Annotated in this window: 20 protein-coding genes; 15 read left to right on the top strand and 5 right to left on the bottom strand. The window is 38.0% G+C overall.

Annotation, left to right across the window (positions count from 1 at the left end; all coding sequences use genetic code 11):
• The first annotated feature begins 126 nt into the window (after positions 1-126).
• The 6 genes from aspS to Q4B79_RS00700 are packed head-to-tail and all read left to right on the top strand — an operon-like array spanning position 127 to position 6,906.
• Positions 127-1,926, top strand: a complete 1,800-nt coding sequence (gene aspS / locus Q4B79_RS00725; protein ID WP_303084503.1) for an aspartate--tRNA ligase — start codon at positions 127-129, stop codon at positions 1,924-1,926.
• Positions 1,927-1,945: 19 nt separating this feature from the next.
• Positions 1,946-2,866: a lysophospholipid acyltransferase family protein gene (locus Q4B79_RS00720; RefSeq protein ID WP_303084502.1), complete on the top strand. Its 921-nt coding sequence runs from the start codon at positions 1,946-1,948 to the stop codon at positions 2,864-2,866.
• Positions 2,859-3,617 carry a glycosyltransferase gene (locus Q4B79_RS00715; protein WP_303084501.1) on the top strand — a complete coding sequence of 253 codons (759 nt, stop codon included), beginning with the start codon at positions 2,859-2,861 and terminating at the stop codon, positions 3,615-3,617. Before Q4B79_RS00720 ends, Q4B79_RS00715 begins: the two co-directional genes overlap by 8 nt.
• Positions 3,614-5,200: a glycosyltransferase family 2 protein gene (locus tag Q4B79_RS00710; RefSeq protein ID WP_303084500.1), complete on the top strand. Its 1,587-nt coding sequence runs from the start codon at positions 3,614-3,616 to the stop codon at positions 5,198-5,200. The genes Q4B79_RS00715 and Q4B79_RS00710 overlap by 4 nt, the downstream gene beginning before the upstream one ends.
• Positions 5,201-6,133 (top strand): Rpn family recombination-promoting nuclease/putative transposase, encoded by a 933-nt coding sequence (locus tag Q4B79_RS00705; RefSeq protein WP_303084499.1) that lies wholly within the window; start codon positions 5,201-5,203, stop codon positions 6,131-6,133. It abuts the gene before it with no gap.
• Entirely contained in the window at positions 6,130-6,906 is a 777-nt protein-coding gene (locus tag Q4B79_RS00700; RefSeq protein ID WP_303084498.1) for a glycosyltransferase family 25 protein, read from the top strand. Before Q4B79_RS00705 ends, Q4B79_RS00700 begins: the two co-directional genes overlap by 4 nt.
• Before the next feature lie 5 nt (positions 6,907-6,911).
• Here the strand turns inward: Q4B79_RS00700 and Q4B79_RS00695 are convergent, their stop codons facing one another.
• Genes Q4B79_RS00695 through Q4B79_RS00675 form a run of 5 tightly spaced genes read right to left on the bottom strand, consistent with a single transcriptional unit; the run spans position 6,912 to position 9,589 of the window.
• Entirely contained in the window at positions 6,912-7,901 is a 990-nt protein-coding gene (locus tag Q4B79_RS00695) for a glycosyltransferase family 4 protein (RefSeq protein ID WP_303084497.1), read from the bottom strand.
• An 18-nt stretch (positions 7,902-7,919) separates the two neighbouring features.
• The gene (locus tag Q4B79_RS00690) at positions 7,920-8,810 is read right to left on the bottom strand and encodes a glycosyltransferase family 2 protein (protein ID WP_303084496.1); all 891 of its coding nucleotides are present in this window, start codon (positions 8,808-8,810) and stop codon (positions 7,920-7,922) included.
• A 13-nt stretch (positions 8,811-8,823) separates the two neighbouring features.
• Entirely contained in the window at positions 8,824-9,189 is a 366-nt protein-coding gene (locus tag Q4B79_RS00685) for a hypothetical protein (RefSeq protein ID WP_303084495.1), read from the bottom strand.
• A gap of 60 nt (positions 9,190-9,249) precedes the next feature.
• Positions 9,250-9,486 carry a glycosyltransferase gene (locus Q4B79_RS00680; protein WP_303084494.1) on the bottom strand — a complete coding sequence of 79 codons (237 nt, stop codon included), beginning with the start codon at positions 9,484-9,486 and terminating at the stop codon, positions 9,250-9,252.
• The gene (locus tag Q4B79_RS00675; RefSeq protein WP_303084493.1) at positions 9,446-9,589 is read right to left on the bottom strand and encodes a glycosyltransferase; all 144 of its coding nucleotides are present in this window, start codon (positions 9,587-9,589) and stop codon (positions 9,446-9,448) included. The genes Q4B79_RS00680 and Q4B79_RS00675 overlap by 41 nt, the downstream gene beginning before the upstream one ends.
• A 154-nt stretch (positions 9,590-9,743) precedes the next feature.
• On the opposite strand from Q4B79_RS00675, the gene Q4B79_RS00670 reads away from it, so the two are divergent.
• From Q4B79_RS00670 to Q4B79_RS00630, 9 genes are all read left to right on the top strand, one after another.
• Positions 9,744-10,838 (top strand): hypothetical protein, encoded by a 1,095-nt coding sequence (locus Q4B79_RS00670; protein ID WP_303084492.1) that lies wholly within the window; start codon positions 9,744-9,746, stop codon positions 10,836-10,838.
• Between the two features lie 13 nt (positions 10,839-10,851).
• Positions 10,852-11,661 (top strand): acyl esterase, encoded by an 810-nt coding sequence (locus Q4B79_RS00665; RefSeq protein ID WP_303084491.1) that lies wholly within the window; start codon positions 10,852-10,854, stop codon positions 11,659-11,661.
• A 19-nt stretch (positions 11,662-11,680) separates the two neighbouring features.
• Positions 11,681-12,748, top strand: a complete 1,068-nt coding sequence (gene rfbB / locus Q4B79_RS00660) for a dTDP-glucose 4,6-dehydratase (protein ID WP_303084490.1) — start codon at positions 11,681-11,683, stop codon at positions 12,746-12,748.
• A 21-nt stretch (positions 12,749-12,769) separates the two neighbouring features.
• Complete coding sequence (rfbD, locus tag Q4B79_RS00655) at positions 12,770-13,690, top strand: dTDP-4-dehydrorhamnose reductase (protein ID WP_303084489.1); 921 nt, start codon at positions 12,770-12,772, stop codon at positions 13,688-13,690.
• A gap of 15 nt (positions 13,691-13,705) precedes the next feature.
• A complete protein-coding gene (rfbA, locus tag Q4B79_RS00650; protein ID WP_303084488.1) occupies positions 13,706-14,587 on the top strand; it encodes a glucose-1-phosphate thymidylyltransferase RfbA in 882 nt (293 codons plus the stop codon).
• Positions 14,587-15,147, top strand: coding sequence for a dTDP-4-dehydrorhamnose 3,5-epimerase (gene rfbC / locus Q4B79_RS00645; RefSeq protein ID WP_303084549.1), 561 nt, complete (start codon positions 14,587-14,589; stop codon positions 15,145-15,147). The genes rfbA and rfbC overlap by 1 nt, the downstream gene beginning before the upstream one ends.
• A gap of 9 nt (positions 15,148-15,156) precedes the next feature.
• A complete protein-coding gene (locus tag Q4B79_RS00640; RefSeq protein ID WP_303084487.1) occupies positions 15,157-15,867 on the top strand; it encodes a hypothetical protein in 711 nt (236 codons plus the stop codon).
• Positions 15,868-15,938: 71 nt separating this feature from the next.
• Positions 15,939-16,811, top strand: coding sequence for a bifunctional demethylmenaquinone methyltransferase/2-methoxy-6-polyprenyl-1,4-benzoquinol methylase UbiE (gene ubiE, locus Q4B79_RS00635; RefSeq protein ID WP_303084486.1), 873 nt, complete (start codon positions 15,939-15,941; stop codon positions 16,809-16,811).
• A gap of 5 nt (positions 16,812-16,816) precedes the next feature.
• Positions 16,817-17,278, top strand: a complete 462-nt coding sequence (locus Q4B79_RS00630) for a hypothetical protein (protein WP_303084485.1) — start codon at positions 16,817-16,819, stop codon at positions 17,276-17,278.
• Position 17,279 lies beyond the last annotated feature (1 nt).

Raw genomic sequence — 17,279 nt, 5'->3', positions numbered from 1 at the left:
ATTTTGACTATTTATAAAATCAAAATTCCACAAAAAACTGACAAAAAAGTTATCAAACATCTTGCGCGTTTTATCATTACAAGGCATAATATTGAGTTTAGAGATTTTTATTATTAAGGCAAAATTATGGCTGTGCGTACAGAATATTGCGGTAGCGTTACCGAAAACTACATCGACCAAACCATCACCGTTGTCGGCTGGGTACACCGCAGACGAGACCATGGTGGGGTAATTTTCCTAGACATGAGAGACCGTGATGGGCTTTTGCAGGTTGTCATTGACCCTGATACTCCAGAAGCCTTTGCCACCGCTGACAAGGCTCGCCCAGAATATATCCTAAAAATCACAGGTCGTGTACGTCGCCGTTATGAAGGCACCGAAAACCCCAACATGAAAAGCGGTCAAATTGAGCTTCTTGCCAAAGAAATTGAGACACTTGCCACCTCAGAGACGCCACCATTCCCCCTAAACGATGACTTTACCAATGTTTCAGAGGAGCTTCGTCTAAAATACCGCTTCCTTGACATTCGCCGTCCAGAGATGCTTGACCGCTTGCGTTTTCGCTCAAAAGTAACGAGCCTTATCCGTAACTACCTAGACGAGCATGGCTTTTTGGACGTAGAAACGCCAATCCTAACTCGTGCCACCCCCGAAGGAGCAAGAGATTATCTTGTACCAAGCCGTGTGTCCAATGGCGAGTTTTATGCCCTACCCCAATCGCCACAGCTATTTAAACAACTGCTCATGGTGGGTGGGGTTGACCGTTATTATCAAATCGCCAAGTGTTTCCGTGATGAGGACTTGCGTGCCGACCGTCAGCCAGAATTTACCCAGATTGACGTTGAGACTTCATTCCTTGATGACAATGACATCATGGACTTGATGGAAGGTATGACAGTTAAGCTGTTTGATGAGCTACTCGGCGTGAAATTTGACAAATTTATCCGCATGCCATATAGCGAAGCAATGCGTGATTATGCCTCTGACAAGCCAGATTTGCGTATCCCATTAAAGCTTGTTGATGTTGCCGACATCATGCAATCGGTTGAATTTAAAGTATTCTCAACGCCAGCACAAGACCCCAAAGGACGAGTGGTTGCCCTACGCATTCCAAAAGGTGGCGAAATCAGCCGTAAACAAATCGATGAATACACCAAATTTGTTGGTATTTATGGAGCAAAAGGCTTGGCTTATATTAAAGTCAATGACATCTCCAACATCAACAACGGCGTAGATAAAGAAAGCGGACTACAATCGCCCATCATCAAAAATATGACCGATGAGGTACTTGTTGAGCTTATCAAGCGTACAGGGGCCCAAAACGGCGATTTGATTTTCTTTGGGGCAGACAAAGCCAAAGTCGTCAATGATGCGATGGGGGCACTTCGTGTCAAAATCGGTCATGACCTAAATCTGCTGACTTACGAATGGGCTCCGCTATGGGTGGTCGATTTCCCAATGTTTGAAGAAACCGATGACGGTAAGTGGACATCTGTTCATCACCCATTCACTCGCCCCAAAGGCACGGTCGAAGAAATGAAAAACAGCCCAGAAACCGCCCTATCCATCGCTTATGATATGGTGCTAAATGGCACAGAAATTGGTGGTGGTTCACTTCGTATCAACACCCTAGAAATGCAAAAAGCGGTCTTTGAAGCATTAGGCATTGATGAAGCAGAAGCCGAAGAGAAATTCTCATTCTTACTAAATGCGTTGAAATACGGTGCTCCGCCACACGGTGGTTTGGCGTTTGGTCTTGACCGTCTGATTATGCTCATGACAGGAGCAAGCTCAATCCGTGATGTGATTGCCTTCCCAAAAACCAAAACCGCAGAATGCCCATTGACCCAAGCCCCTGCCGAAGTGGACGCCAAGCAACTGCGTGAGCTGGGAATTCGTGTGCGTGAAAAAGAGAAAAAAGACTGACAAATCAATCCTTTAATTGATGTACCATATTCTTTTTTTATTATTAAAAATTGTGCCAATGTCGATATTGTCGCTGTTGGCACAATTTGTCGCATTCTTTTTGTGCTTATTTAAAAATAACAGCCTGTACCGTAGTACCAACATCAATATCATGCTTGTTCGCCCAACACTTAGCGACAGCGAAAGACAAAACTTAGCCAAAAAAAGCATTACCAATCAACTCATCAGTACAGTCGATAGTGCCAAATGTTGGGTCATGCCACCAGCATGGTCAATCAACCAAATCAAGCACGTTCATCATTATGAAATTTTAAAAAAAGCACTGGACAATCCCAATGGACTACTCATCATCGCTCCCCATATTGGCACATGGGAGATGATGAATGCGTGGGTTGCCAAACACAAGCCCCTAACCATCATGTACAAGCCCACAGGCAATGCCGACATGGACATACTGGTTCGACAAGGGCGAGAAAAACTCAATGCCACACTGGTGCCAACAGATACCACAGGGGTCAAAGCCATTTTTAAAGCCCTAAAAGGCGGTGGTTGTAGCGTGATTTTACCAGACCATGTTCCTGATAGGCATGGCGGAGAAATTGTGCCTTTTTTTGATGTACCTACTCTGACAGGGACGCTTGCCCCCAAACTCATCAGCAAAACAAATTGTGCTTTGGTTGGACTTGCGTGCATCAAAGAAAAAGACGGCTTTCATATTTATTGTTATGATTTAAACGATGAAAAATTGTATAATAAAGACCCCATCATCTCCACCATCGCTCTCAATCGCAGCATGGAAACAATGATAAACGCTCATTTTACCCATTATATGTGGGGCTATCGGCGATTTAAATATACGCCCATTGCCGAGAATTTATATTTATTGGATTTTAAGACCATTTATCACAAGCGTTTGGAAATGGAGAATAATAATGACTGACCCTAATAACGAAAACCGCTATGTCATTTGTATGAAATGGGGCACTAAATATGGGGCGGACTATGTCAATCGCCTATATAATATGGTCAAACGCCATTGTACGCTCCCCTTTCAAATGGTGTGTCTAACTGATGATAAGGCAGGCATTGATGAAAATGTGAAATGTTATCCCATTCCTGCATTAAATTTACCTGATAATATTCCAGAACGGGGCTGGAAAAAACTCACGACCTTTAAGCCAGAATTGTACGATTTAAAGGGTACGGCATTGTTTTTAGACATTGACATTGTCATTACAGATAATATTGATTGCTTTTTTACTCACAAGGCAAATCATGATGATAGCGTGATGATTATTCGTGATTGGAAAAAGCCGTGGCGAATGGTGGGTAATAGCTCGGTATATCGCTTCAAAGTGGGGCAAAATACTTATCCGAATTTACTTAATTATTTTGAACAAAATTTTGAAAAAGTACGAAGTGAAGTCCGTCACGAACAGGCGTTTTTGTCCAATTATTTAAGGGAACATCATCATTTGGAATATTGGGACAGTTCGTGGTGCGTGAGCTTTAAATATCAATGCGTTCAACCTTTTCCAATGAGTTTTTTTAAAGCACCAATACTGCCAAAAACTGCCAAAATGGTGATTTTTCACGGCGAAGTTAATCCGCCTGACGCAATTGTCGGTAGAAGTGGAAAATGGTATCGTAAGGTATTGCCGACAAAGTGGATTGTGGAGCATTGGAGATGAGTTATTCATTATCCGTTGTAATGATTATCAAAAACGAAGCCAAAAATTTAAAGATTTCTTTGCCTGCCCTAGATGGTTTGGCGGATGAAATTATTATTTTGGACAGTGGTAGCACCGATAATAGTCGTGAAATTGCCGAGCAATGCAACGCCAAATGGTTTGTTAATACCGACTGGCAAGGCTTCGGCAAACAACGCCAACTCGCTCAATCTTATGCCACAGGCGATTGGATATTGGCATTGGACGCTGATGAAGAAATTACTTCCGAATTAAAACAAAGTATTTTAAATATTAAAAACACCAAACCAAATAATACAGTTTATGGCATTAAGCGTATTGACTGTGTTTTTGGTCATGAAATTGATAATAAACACTGGGCAATTAAAGCCCATTGGCGATTATATCCAAAACATTTTCAATACGATAATAATCTTGTCCACGAATCAGTAGTATTAAATGATGCAAAAACCGAACATTTGCAAGGGTTTTTACGTCATCATACCGCAGATACGCCATTGTTTTGGCTAAGTAAACGTCTAGAATACGCCAAAGCGTGGGCAGACGACCGCCACAACCAAGGCAAAAAAGGTAAATTTTATAAGGTATTGTTAAATCCTTTTTGGGCGTTCTTTAAACAATATCTTATCGATGGACGTTTTTTACAAGGGAAATATGGACTTATTTATTCTTTATTATTTACCCAGTATACTTTTAATAAATATGCCTGCCTTTATGATTTGACACACAACCAAGCCGAAAATGCTTTTTTAAAATCCACCCAAATGACAAAACAATTAAATCCTATTGATGTGTCAAATAAAAAAAGCACGCTGTCTTTGGTTATGATTTGCAAAAATGAATCCAAACATTTAAAAGCCTGTCTAGACACCGTGCATGATATTGTTGATGAGATTATTATTTTGGACAGCGGGAGCACCGACAACACCCAAGAAATTGCCGAGCAATACGGAGCAAAATGGTATGTCAATACCGATTGGCAAGGTTTTGGCAAGCAACGACAATTAGCCCAATCTTATGCCACATCAGATTATGTATTGGTATTGGACGCTGATGAGCGTTTGGAGCAACCATTAAGACAAGCGATTGTTGACGTCTTAAAAGAGCCATTGCAGACAGATAAAGTATTTAATATCGCACGCGTCAATACTTTTTGTGGCGTAGAAGTCCAACCAAGAAAATGGTATACAGATAAATTAGCACGTCTTTATAGCAATCAAGATTTCAGATATTCAGATTTACAAGTGCATGAATCCTTAGACCAAAAAGGTAAGCCCAGCCACACATTAGATGGCTATTTACCCCACATCACCAATGATGATTTGCACCATTTTTTATTAAAAAACATCAGATACAGCCACGATTGGGCAAGTGAAAAACATCAAAAAGGCAAAAAAATAAGTTTATTTGGCATGTTATTGCGGTCTTGGTTTTCATTCATTCGAGAATATGTCATTCGAGCGGATTTTATGGGCGGAGCATATGGTTATATATTGGCATTTGCCTCGCTGGGCTATACCATGGATAAATACATCATGCTTTGGCAAATGAATCAGGAGAAATAAATGAAAGGTCGTTTTTTAAATCCCTATACTGATTTTGGTTTTAAAAAATTATTTGGCGAAGAGGCAAGCAAGCCATTGTTGATTGATTTTTTAAACTCAATGCTTCCTACACATCATCAAATTGCCCAATTAAATTTTAAAAACAACGAACAACTTGGCATCAATGATGATGACCGAAAGGCAGTTTATGATATTTATTGCGAAAGTATTACAGGCGAAAAATTCATTGTTGAATTACAACGTGTTAAACAACGCTACTTTAAAGAACGTACTTTATTTTACACCACATTTCCAATTCGTGAACAAACCCAAAAAGGCAATGGCTGGAATTATAAATTAGAAGCCATTTATTGTATTTCTATTTTGGATTTTACATTTGATGATACGGACAAGACACTTGAAGAAAGCCGAGAAGTCGTACATACCGTGCAATTAAAAAACCAAAATAACCGAGTTTTTTATGATAAATTAACTTTTATCTATTTGGAAATGCCTAATTTTAATAAAAAAGAGCATGAACTTAAAACACAATTAGACAAATGGCTATTTTTTATTAAAAACCTAGAAGAGCTACAAAATATTCCTTTGATTTTTAAGGATAGTATTGTTTTCCATGATGCTTTTATAAGAGCAGAAGTCGCTAACTTAAATGATGCCGATCATTACAACTACATGCACAGCTTAAAAAATTACTGGGATTTTATGTCTGCCATCGATACTTATGTGGCAGAGGGCAAAAAAATCGGTTTAGAAGAAGGCAAAATAATTGGCATTGAGTTAGGTATTGAACAAGGTAAGCAATTGGGTATTGAACAAGGAGAAAAACAAGCAAAACGCTTGATTATTACCAATCTCAAAACAAATGGCATGAATGACGAACAAATTCGCCAAATACTTTCTTCAACCATCGATGAATGGAAAGAATTGTCATGAAATTACAAAACCACGTCATCAGCCTAAGCACTGCACATGACCGCCGTCAGCATATCAAAAACGAATTTGGCAAGCAAGACATTTCTTTTGAGTTTTTTGATGCGATTACACCTGATTTAATTGGGGTTACTTGCCAAAAACTTGGTATTAATTTGACACAAAATCAACGTCTATCCAATGGAGAAAAAGCATGTTTTTTAAGCCACGTTTGTCTTTGGCGAAAAATGCTTGATGAAGACATTAAATATCTGGCAATATTTGAAGATGATGTCTATTTGGGGGAAAATGCTCATTTGTTTTTAAATAATGATACATGGGTGCAGGATATTGATTTTGATATCATTAAATTAGAAACATGGAAAGAGCTGGTGCATTTGGGTAATAATGGCATTGATGTTTTTGAGCGTCAATTAAAAATACTTAAAAGCACTCATGTTGGAGCAGCGGCTTATATTATCAATCAACATTGTGCAAAAAAAGCAATAGATTACATAAAGTCCCTACCCAACGATTATATTTTTGCCATTGACCATGTTATTTTTGGGGCGTTATTAAAAGAATTAAATACCTACCAACTAACACCAGCGTTGGCTATCCAAGCTGACAGAATAAAACCGCAAAATCTACCCAGTCAATTGGACAGCGAACGACAAAAAAATGATTTTATTTACCAAAACAACGATGGCTTCTTTATTAAGATTAAAAAAATCTTTCAAAGACTACATCGCAGTATTGGCAAACGCACCTTTTATAAAATCATATCATTTCAATAGGAAATCTATTCATCAATCATGCTTAATTTGGCTTTGATATTTGCTTTTGAACGTGGCTTGGCGGGATTGAGATTCTCGCCCGCCAATACTTTTTCATAGCATTCAATATATGCCCTTGACATGGAGAGATGACTAAAATGATTTTTGGCATGTTCATGACAAGCTTGTCTATCAAATCTATCAATGTTTCTAACCGCTTCGGTTAATACTTCATAGCTGTCCGATAGCACGCCCAAATTCTCTTGACTGATAATGTCAGGCAAAGAGCCAAAAGGCGAAGCAAAAACAGGGCAACCCAAATATAAACTTTCTGTAACCGCCAAACCAAAAGGTTCATGCCATAATACAGGAAATATCAAACCCCTTGAATTGGCAATCAATTTATTTTTGGTTTCGCCTCCCACCATGCCATGAAATTTAAGCTTTGGTGATAAATAAAAATAAGGATTTCGGCGAATATTAAAACGATGACCACCTAAAACACGCAAAGACATATTAGCATTTCGAGCAATTCTTACCGTACCTTGTAAGTTTTTTACTCGCCAAGATGCTTTTGCCAAAAAATGCACATAATTTTGTGGATTTGTCAAATTTGGTTCGCCATAATCCGCCCAATATAAACCATTATGCACATAACACACGGCATTATTATTCTCGGCGTGTTTCGATGACAAATAAATGGTATTAATGGGGAACTCTTTTTCTGTTTCGCAATTACTATGCTCGGTACATACAAAAGGCTTATGCAATTCGCCCTCATAAGGAAAATGAAAATGCACAATATCCGCCCAATCATCAATCTGTTCATGCAATGGTTTATTGGCATCATAAACTTGCACATAAGGCGAATTATTGGCATTTTCTTTTAACAAAAAACGCACATCATGACCCAACTGGGTCTGACCTTGATATAACGCCCAAAGCACACGCTCTGTCCCACCGTATTTGACAGGCGGAATGGGCATACGAGTTAATAAGACATGTAAAATTTTCATTAAATCCACCTTTACTATTTAGTTTGGAGAGTAAACCAACCAATTCGTACCTTGTTGTTTGATTTTATGGCAAATATCATAGGTTACTTTATTTTTTAGATAATGCCTCTGATATTTTTTAAACATTAATGACAAAATCTGATAAAAAACAATGCGACTTCGTGTTTTTTGATAAAATTTATCAATCAAATCAGCAAAAATATCGTCTTGATAATGTTTTTTTGCAAAAAGAAATCTGGATTTATAGTATCTAAGGTAATAATCATAATTATGGTTTGGCTCACTTGCACCACCAAAATGATATACTTCCAAATCATCATTTTTCAATAAATCAAGACCTAACTTTTTGACTCTTAGGCACAAATCTACATCTTCGCAATACATAAAAAAGTCATCATCAAATCCATCCAACTGCTTAAAAATCTCATGGCGAATTAATAACAACGAACCCTGAAACCAACAAATTTGACCATCAAACCCCAAAGTTTGACCAAATTCATAACTATAATATGTGGAGGTGTCATTATTGTTGTCATCAAGCACTCTTGTTGAAATAATGCCATAATTATTATTTTTATGGGCGAAATTTAATAAATTTTGCAAATAATCATCTTGACGCATTTTAATGTCTGGATTCATTAGCAAAACATGCTCTCCTTTGGCACATCTAAAACCCAAATTCATCGCACGCCCAAATCCAATATTATCATCGCTATTAATAATACGCAAATTAAACTTATCTTCAAAACAATGGTTTTTTATCATCTCATCAAGTTTTGAATTTTGGATGTTATTTACAATGATAATCTCATAATCAGACTTATGAAAAGTTTGATTTTCCAAACTTAGCAATAAATCACAGATAAATTTCTCTGTATTATAATTAACAATCAATATGGATAGTTTCATAGTTAATTTATCTCTATGATAGGAAATGTTTTAATTGACCAAACCAAGATTTATGGCTTGTTTTATCGTCTGACGATTCATTTTGGTCTATTTTTAGAAAATCCCTAAATAGCATTTTGTGAAAATAAATATTGTTTTTCATATAGAAATCATAATGTTTTAGATATATTTTTAAAACATTGCTAGATAGCTTTTCATCATCTGCAAGATTGGTTATTGATGAGTTATTTTTTCGTTGCCTATAAAAGAATAAAACCTCATTTATCTTACCAACCCTTCCGCCATTTTTTATGATAGAAATAAACAAATCCCAATCCTCAAAGTGAGTTAAATTTATATCAAATCCACCCACTTTGTCAAAAGTTGATTTTTTAATCATGGCTGTAATATAAATGCAGTTACAATGTAAAAAATCAGGTAGTTTAAATTCTGGTAAATCTCACTTTTTATCAATCGCATCAAAATACTGTGCATCTGCATAGATAATATCCAAATCATCTTTTTGGGCAAGATTGACACATTTTTCTATGTAATTTGGATGAAGTTTATCATCACTATCCAAACACACCAAATAACCTCCTTTGGCATGAGCAATGGCGTTTTGACGAGCAATGACACAGTAAGTATTAGGCTGACTAATTACCGTCAGCGTTGGCATGTTTTTTTTGATAGCCATATAAAATATCCAATTTATCATCAGTAGAGCCATCATCAATGGCAATTACCTCAATGTTTTTATAGGTCTGATTTGCCACGCTATCTAGCCGTCTCCACCACATACTCCGAGGCATTAAAACATGGAATAATAACCGACACCAACAACTGATTCATAAAAAACCCTCCTTGTTTAAAGTACATCCGATTATACAATATTTTTTTACATTTTTCATTAAATACTGTATAATATTCAAAAAATAAATCAAAACGATACCCATGCACGACGCAACACGCCCTCACGATAAATTCGGCACAGGCAAAACCATCATGCTCGCCATGCCTGACGTAGTTGGTCTACCTGAGATGATCATGAAAAACCTTGAATATCATGGATTTACTGTCATTGATGGCACTTATCGACCTTTTGCCTACAAAAGTAACTGGGAAAAAGTTTATAAGTTTTTGCGTCATGTATTTTTACAAGAACGCAATTATAAGGCCAAACGCCAAGCAAAAACATTTTTGGAGGAGAACCTCGCTCATCAGCTTACCACTCATGGCTTAGTTTATGGTAAAGATAAGATAGACTACACACTTTTTATTCACGCTTCTATTTTTGAGCCTTTTGTTTTTGATAAGGTGTATGAGTTAGCCCATCACAATATTGCTTATCATTGGGACGGATTTGCCATTTTTCCAGAGATCATGGATTACATTCCCAAGTTTGAGCGGTTTTTTGCCTTTGATGTAGACGATATTAAAAACAATCCGCAGTTTAATCTATTGAGTACAACTAACTTTTATTTTGATTTTGATGATGACGAAATAGCGAAGTTGCCACCATATAATATAAATAATCCGAGCGTCTATTTTGTCGGCAGACATTGGTCAAATCGTACCCCAATGATTGATGGATTTTTGGGGCAAATCAGTCAATGTGATATTGACCCAAAATTTTGCATCTTAGATGAAAAAAGCGAAGGTCGGCACGAATATAAAAATGCGGACAAAATCCAATTTTTAAGTCAATCCATGAGCTTTGAGAACAATCTGAACCATGTCAAAAACTCTGATATTTTGGTAGATTTTGTTAAAGCAGAACATAATGGATTATCTTTTCGCTTTTTTGAATCAATTCATTATCATAAGAAGCTGATTACCAATAATCATAAAGTCAAAGATTATGATTTATATCACCCTGACAATGTGTTTATTTGGGATAATCAAAATTTGGATTTGGATAAATTCCAAGAATTTTTACATAAACCCTATGCAATTTTAGATAAATCGATTACCGAAAAATATTCTTTTGGGAATTGGATAAAATATATTTTAGACATTAAACCACATACTTCCCTTTCTTTGATATAGCGAGGTTTACTTTATGAATGTCCCAATTCCTATTACAACTGAATTGATATTTACCAAAAAATACACTTTTTGTACTTTGGTAACTCGCCTTGATGAATACCTAGAAATGGTAGAAAGTGCAAAAAATAAGGGATTTGTTGGCGATGATGTTGAGTTTTTATATTTTGACAATCAAAAGAGTAATTGTGCGGATGGCTATCTTGGTATCAATGTCGCTTTACAAACAGCACAAGGCGAGTATTTAATTTTTTGTCATCAAGACATTGTATTTTTTGATGATGATAGAGAAAAACTTGATACTTGCTTAAAAGAATTGGAGCATAAAAATAAAAATTGGGCAGTATGTGGCAATGCTGGTAGAGATTATTTAGGAGATTTAAAGGTCAGAATTACCGACCCAGCAATGGACAATTTATCTGTTGGCAATTTTCCAGTATCTGTGGCGAGCCTCGATGAAAACTTTTTAATTTTGAACCGTAAAAATCGCTTTGCCAACTCATCTGCACTTTTAAATGGATTTCATTTATACGCCTTGGATTTATGTCAAAATGCGATTGCAATGGGATTAGCGTGTTATGTTATTGATTTTCACTTATTACATAAAAGTGGTGGTCATTTAAATCAAAGTTATTTTGATATTGAGCATCAATATAAAGAAATTCAATATCAAAGGAAGCAACCACAAGATTTTTTTGCAGTTTGTAGTCATTTTACGGTTGGGCGTTCAAGGTTTTTTAACTGGGTATTTAAAAATAAAATCCTTGCAAGATGGCGACGTAGCTATCTGAAAAGATTTTCTAAAAATATGATTGGCAAAAATTGAATTGAGAGATGAAAGCAGTATGAAAATCCTAATCACAGGCGGTGCAGGCTTTATCGGCTCTGCGGTTATTCGCCATATTATTGAGCATACTTCTGATGAAGTATTAAATGTCGATAAATTGACCTATGCGGGCAATTTAGAATCTTTGGCAAGCGTGAGTGCTAGTCCTAATTATCAATTTAGCCAAACCGATATTTGCGACCGTACAAAGTTAATTGAGCTGTTTAATACTTTTCAGCCAGATTGTATAATGCACCTAGCTGCCGAAAGCCATGTGGACAGGTCTATTACAGGTTCTGATGTTTTTATTCAGACCAATATTATTGGCACATTTACTTTGCTTGAAGTCGCTCGCCATTATTATGATTCATTGAGCGATGATAAAAAAACCCATTTTAGATTTCATCACATTTCTACCGATGAAGTTTTTGGCGATTTGCACGGTACAGACGATTTATTTACCGAAAATACGCCTTATGCCCCAAGCTCGCCCTATTCGGCAAGTAAAGCCAGTAGCGACCATTTGGTGCGAGCGTGGCATAGAACTTATGGCTTGCCGATTGTGATGACCAATTGTTCTAATAATTATGGCTGTTATCATTTTCCCGAAAAGTTAATTCCCTTAATGATATTAAACGCCCTAAATGGCAAACCATTACCTGTTTATGGCGATGGCAATCAAATTCGGGATTGGCTCTATGTTGAAGACCACGCCCGTGCCTTATATTTGGTTTTAACCAAAGGGGTAATTGGCGAGAGTTATAATATTGGCGGCCATAATGAACAAAAAAACATTGTGGTAGTAAATAAAATCTGTGAATTATTAGAAGAGCTTGCCCCAAATAAACCTGCCAATATTTCTAATTACAAAGAATTAATTACTTTTGTCAAAGACAGAGCTGGACACGATGTCAGATATGCCATTGATGCTAGTAAAATTGAAAAAGAACTTGGCTGGAAACCAATGGAGACTTTTGAAACAGGGCTACGCAAAACCGTCATTTGGTATTTGGAAAATCAAAGCTGGGTACAAAATGTGCAAAGTGGCGAATATCAAAAGTGGATTGAAAAGCAGTATCAAGATTAAATACAATCAGGTTAAATCATAATGAAAATTTTATTACTCGGCAAAAACGGACAAGTTGGTTTTGAATTAAACCGCAGCCTACAATCCATTGGGCAACTATTGGCATTGGATAGAAATACCAATGCGGACGGTTATTGTGGCGATGTCAGTAATTTTAATGCCATTAGCAAAGTCATTGATGAATTTAATCCTGATGTTATCATTAATGCCACCGCTTATACAGCGGTGGATAAAGCCGAAAGTGATAAAGAAACTGCCGATTTAATCAATCATTTGGCAGTCAAACATTTAGCCGATTGTGCCAAAAAAATAAACGCCCTACTCATTCATTATTCCACCGATTATGTATTTAATGGTGATGGCGATAGTGCTTGGCAAGAAAATGATATTACCAATCCGATAAATTATTATGGCTTATCCAAACAAAATGGCGAAATTGCCCTAGAAAATAGCGGCTGTCATTTTATTAACATTCGCACCAGTTGGGTTTATGGCAGTTATGGCAATAATTTTTTAAAGACGATGATCAAACTTGGCAAAGAGCGAGCAACTTTAACTATTATTAATGACCAAATCGGCTCGCCAACGCCTGCCTTTTTGATTGCTGATATAACCGCTCAAATCATACAAATTTATCAAAGAAGTTCATCTTTTGAAAAAGATAATCTAACAGGGCATTATCATTTAGCCCCCAATGGGTTTTGCTCGTGGTATGACTATGCCAATTTTATTTTTAAAACCGCCAATGAACTCGGTATTGAATTAAAAATCAATACGGTTAATCCAATTCCCACCAGCGACTACCCAACACCCGCCAAACGCCCTTTTAATTCTCGTTTAAATTGCGATACATTAAAAAATACTTTTGGGTTAAATTTACCGCATTGGCAATTTGGTGTGGAGCAAACTTTAAAAGTATTGGCACAAAATCAACTGATTTAAATAGGAAACTGATATATGAAAACTCGTAAAGGTATTATTTTGGCAGGTGGGTCTGGCACTCGCCTATATCCGATTACAATGGGTACTTCCAAGCAATTATTGCCCATTTATGACAAACCGATGATTTATTATCCTTTATCGGTATTAATGCTGGCTGGCATTCAAGAAATTTTGATTATTTCTACACCAGAAGATTTGCCAAATTTTGAAAAGTTATTGGGTACAGGCGAAGAAATTGGTATTAAACTGTCTTATAAAGTTCAGCCAAGTCCAGATGGATTAGCCCAAGCTTTTATTTTGGGCGAAGAGTTTATTGGCGATGATGATGTGTGTTTGATTTTGGGCGATAATATTTTTTATGGACAACATTTTAGCGAGCAATTAAAACGAGCCACCCAAAAACAAAATGGAGCAACGGTATTTGGCTATTATGTCAATGACCCAGAACGCTTTGGCGTGGTGGAATTTGATAAAGATGGCAAAGCACTTTCTATTGAAGAAAAACCAAAATCGCCAAAGTCCAATTATGCTGTAACAGGGCTGTATTTTTATGATAATGATGTAATAGAAATTGCCAAAAATATTAAACCAAGCTCACGAGGCGAACTTGAAATTACTGATGTTAATAATGCCTATTTAAATAAAGGCAGTTTGAATGTGGAATTATTAGGGCGGGGTTTTGCGTGGCTTGATACAGGCACACACGATAGTTTATTGGAAGCCAGTCAATTTGTGCAAACCATTGAAAACCGTCAAGGCTTAAAAGTTGCCTGCCTAGAAGAAATTGCCTTTAATAATGGCTGGATAAGCCGTGAGCAATTAAAAATGCGTGGCGAATTTTTTGCCAAAACAGGCTATGGACAATATATTTTAAAATTAGCACAAGAGAGCGAATGATGAATATTATTGAAACCAAAATTCCCGAACTTTTAATTTTTGAACCCAAAGTTTTTAATGATGAGCGGGGCTGTTTTTTTGAAAGTTTTAATCAAAAAACTTTTGAAACCGCTTTAAAAGAACGAGGCTTTGAAGTGCCCACTTTTGTCCAAGACAATCATTCCATCTCCAAAAAAGGGGTATTGCGGGGGTTACATTATCAATTACCGCCTTTTGCACAGGGCAAACTGGTGCGAGTGGTACAAGGCAGAGCTTTTGATGTGGCGGTGGACATTCGTAAAAATAGCCCCACCTTTGGGCAATGGGTGGGTGTGGAGCTGACTGCTGACAACCACCGTCAATTTTGGGTTCCTGCTGGCTTTGCTCACGGTTTTGTGGCACTAGAAGACAATACTCAATTTTTGTACAAAACGACAAATTTTTATGACAAAAACAGCGAACGCAGTATTGTATGGAATGATGTGGATTTGAATATTGATTGGGGGATTGACAGTCAAGGTCTCATCATTAACGAAAAAGACCGGGAAGCCAGTCCCCTCAAAAACGCCGAAATCTTTTAAAGGTGTACCATGTCCCAAATTCAGACGCTTGTCGATACCTTGCTACACTATCAAGCTCTGCCTCATCATCATGATACCACCCTAAAAAAGGCACTCACGGCAGTGCAGCATTGGCAAAAACAACGTATCAGACGCACTAACCATGCGTTATTCCACGATGAAAAAACCGCACCGCTTGCCAATTATCTCATCAGTCGCATTTATGGTGATGATGATTTTGACGTGCTGGCTCGGCAGTTGCTGACCGCAGGCAACAACGCCCTAAATGGCTCGGGCAAGCTTGAAAAGCTCATTCCTGCTAATGCACTCGGTGCTGGCATATCAGGGGTTGGTCTTGCCATTGATACCATTGAGCTGGATTTGGCGTTGGCAAAAAGTTTGTTGGCGGATTTTCATTATCAACCCAATGACGCCAACAATAACAACTTAGATGAACTCATGCCAGCGGTGTATCGCAAGGTCAACGCCAAAGAAGCGCGCACCGCCCAGCTGTATGCCATTGAGGGTGTGTGCGAGCAATCACATAAATATTTTAGCTCATTTATCTTGCAAAATGCCTTTAAACTTGCCAAAAATATGGCGTACGATAACGGCTACCAGCCTCTTTATGACTTTATCCAAGATGGGTTAGTTGCTATGAAGCCTCTAAAACACGCCAGCGACTTTACCACCCCTTTTATAGAAAACGAGCTAGCGGTTATTGAGGAAATTCATCGCTAACACCACAAAAACACCCATTTATTGTCAAATTATCGTATAATAACCATATCTATTGACAAACTGGAATCACCATGACCGACCATCAAAGCGAATTTACCAACCCAAACATTCTACCCACAGGCACACCGCAAGGACAATCTACCATGCAAACCCCTGCTGGTACTGACCATGCTGATGGTCGCTACTCTGAAAATGTGGGCGAAACCACGCATTTTGGTTATCAAACCATCAACGCCTTTGACAAGGAAGCCAAAGTAGGGCAAGTATTCACATCTGTCGCCACTAAATACGATATCATGAATGACCTCATGAGTTTTGGCATTCACAGACTTTGGAAGCGTGTCGCTATTAACTTAACTGGCGTTCGCTTGGGTCAACATGTGCTTGATATTGCAGGTGGTACAGGCGATTTGGCAAAAGCATTTAGCCGTGCCGTGGGACACTCTGGGAGAGTGGTGCTGTCTGATATTAATGAAGCCATGCTCGAAGTGGGTCGCACACGCCTTATTAATGCTGGCTGTAATAATGTGGATTTTGTGCTTGCCAATGCTGAGACACTCACGCCATTTGCTGATGAGAGCTTTGATTTGGTAACAATCAGCTTTGGACTTCGTAACGTAACCGACAAACAAAAAGCCCTAGAAGCCATGCACCGTGTACTTAAACCTGGTGGACGACTTTTGGTGCTAGAATTTAGCAAACCTGTATTTGAGCCACTCTCCAAAGCCTACGATTTATATTCGTTTACCGCCCTACCCCTCATGGGTAAGATTGTCGCAGGCGATAGCGAGAGCTACCAATATCTTGCCGAATCCATTCGCATGCACCCAGACCAAGCCACCCTAAAAGACATGATGGAGCAAGCGGGTTTTGTGCATTGCGACTATCACAACTTAACAGGTGGCATTGTTGCCATTCATCGTGGTTTTAAGGCGAATCAATAAACCTTATGCTTCTAACTTTTATCTTGCTTGGCATAGAGCGTAGCATTAACCACATGCTTATGCTAAATGAGGAGGCATCAGCAAGTTTGGTGCCACTCATTGATAAAACTGTACAAATTACCCTGCTTGAACCCCACCTGCATGCCAATGTTGTGTTTGGCGAGCATGGCGTGCGTTTTGAGTCTGTGCCAATGCAGATTTTTGAGGCACAAGATGCCCTACCCGTTGCTGATACCCACATGACATTTAATGACCTTGCCGATTTATTGGCATTTGTCAAGCTATCTTATGATGAGGCCGTGATGATGTACGGTCATGACCAGATACTCATGGACGTGTATCAGCTATGCCAATGCTTTAATGCTTTGGCTTTGGTAGAAAATCTTGCCTTGCCAACCCCAAACACCAAATTTGACTCAGCTATTTTAAAAAACATTATTCACTCATTTAAAATCCCCCACCAATAAC

The organism is Moraxella sp., from assembly GCF_030525845.1.
GTDB lineage: Bacteria > Pseudomonadota > Gammaproteobacteria > Pseudomonadales > Moraxellaceae > Moraxella.
Note: the sequence above shows the minus strand (reverse complement) of the source record. Positions and strands in the feature narration are given on the sequence as shown.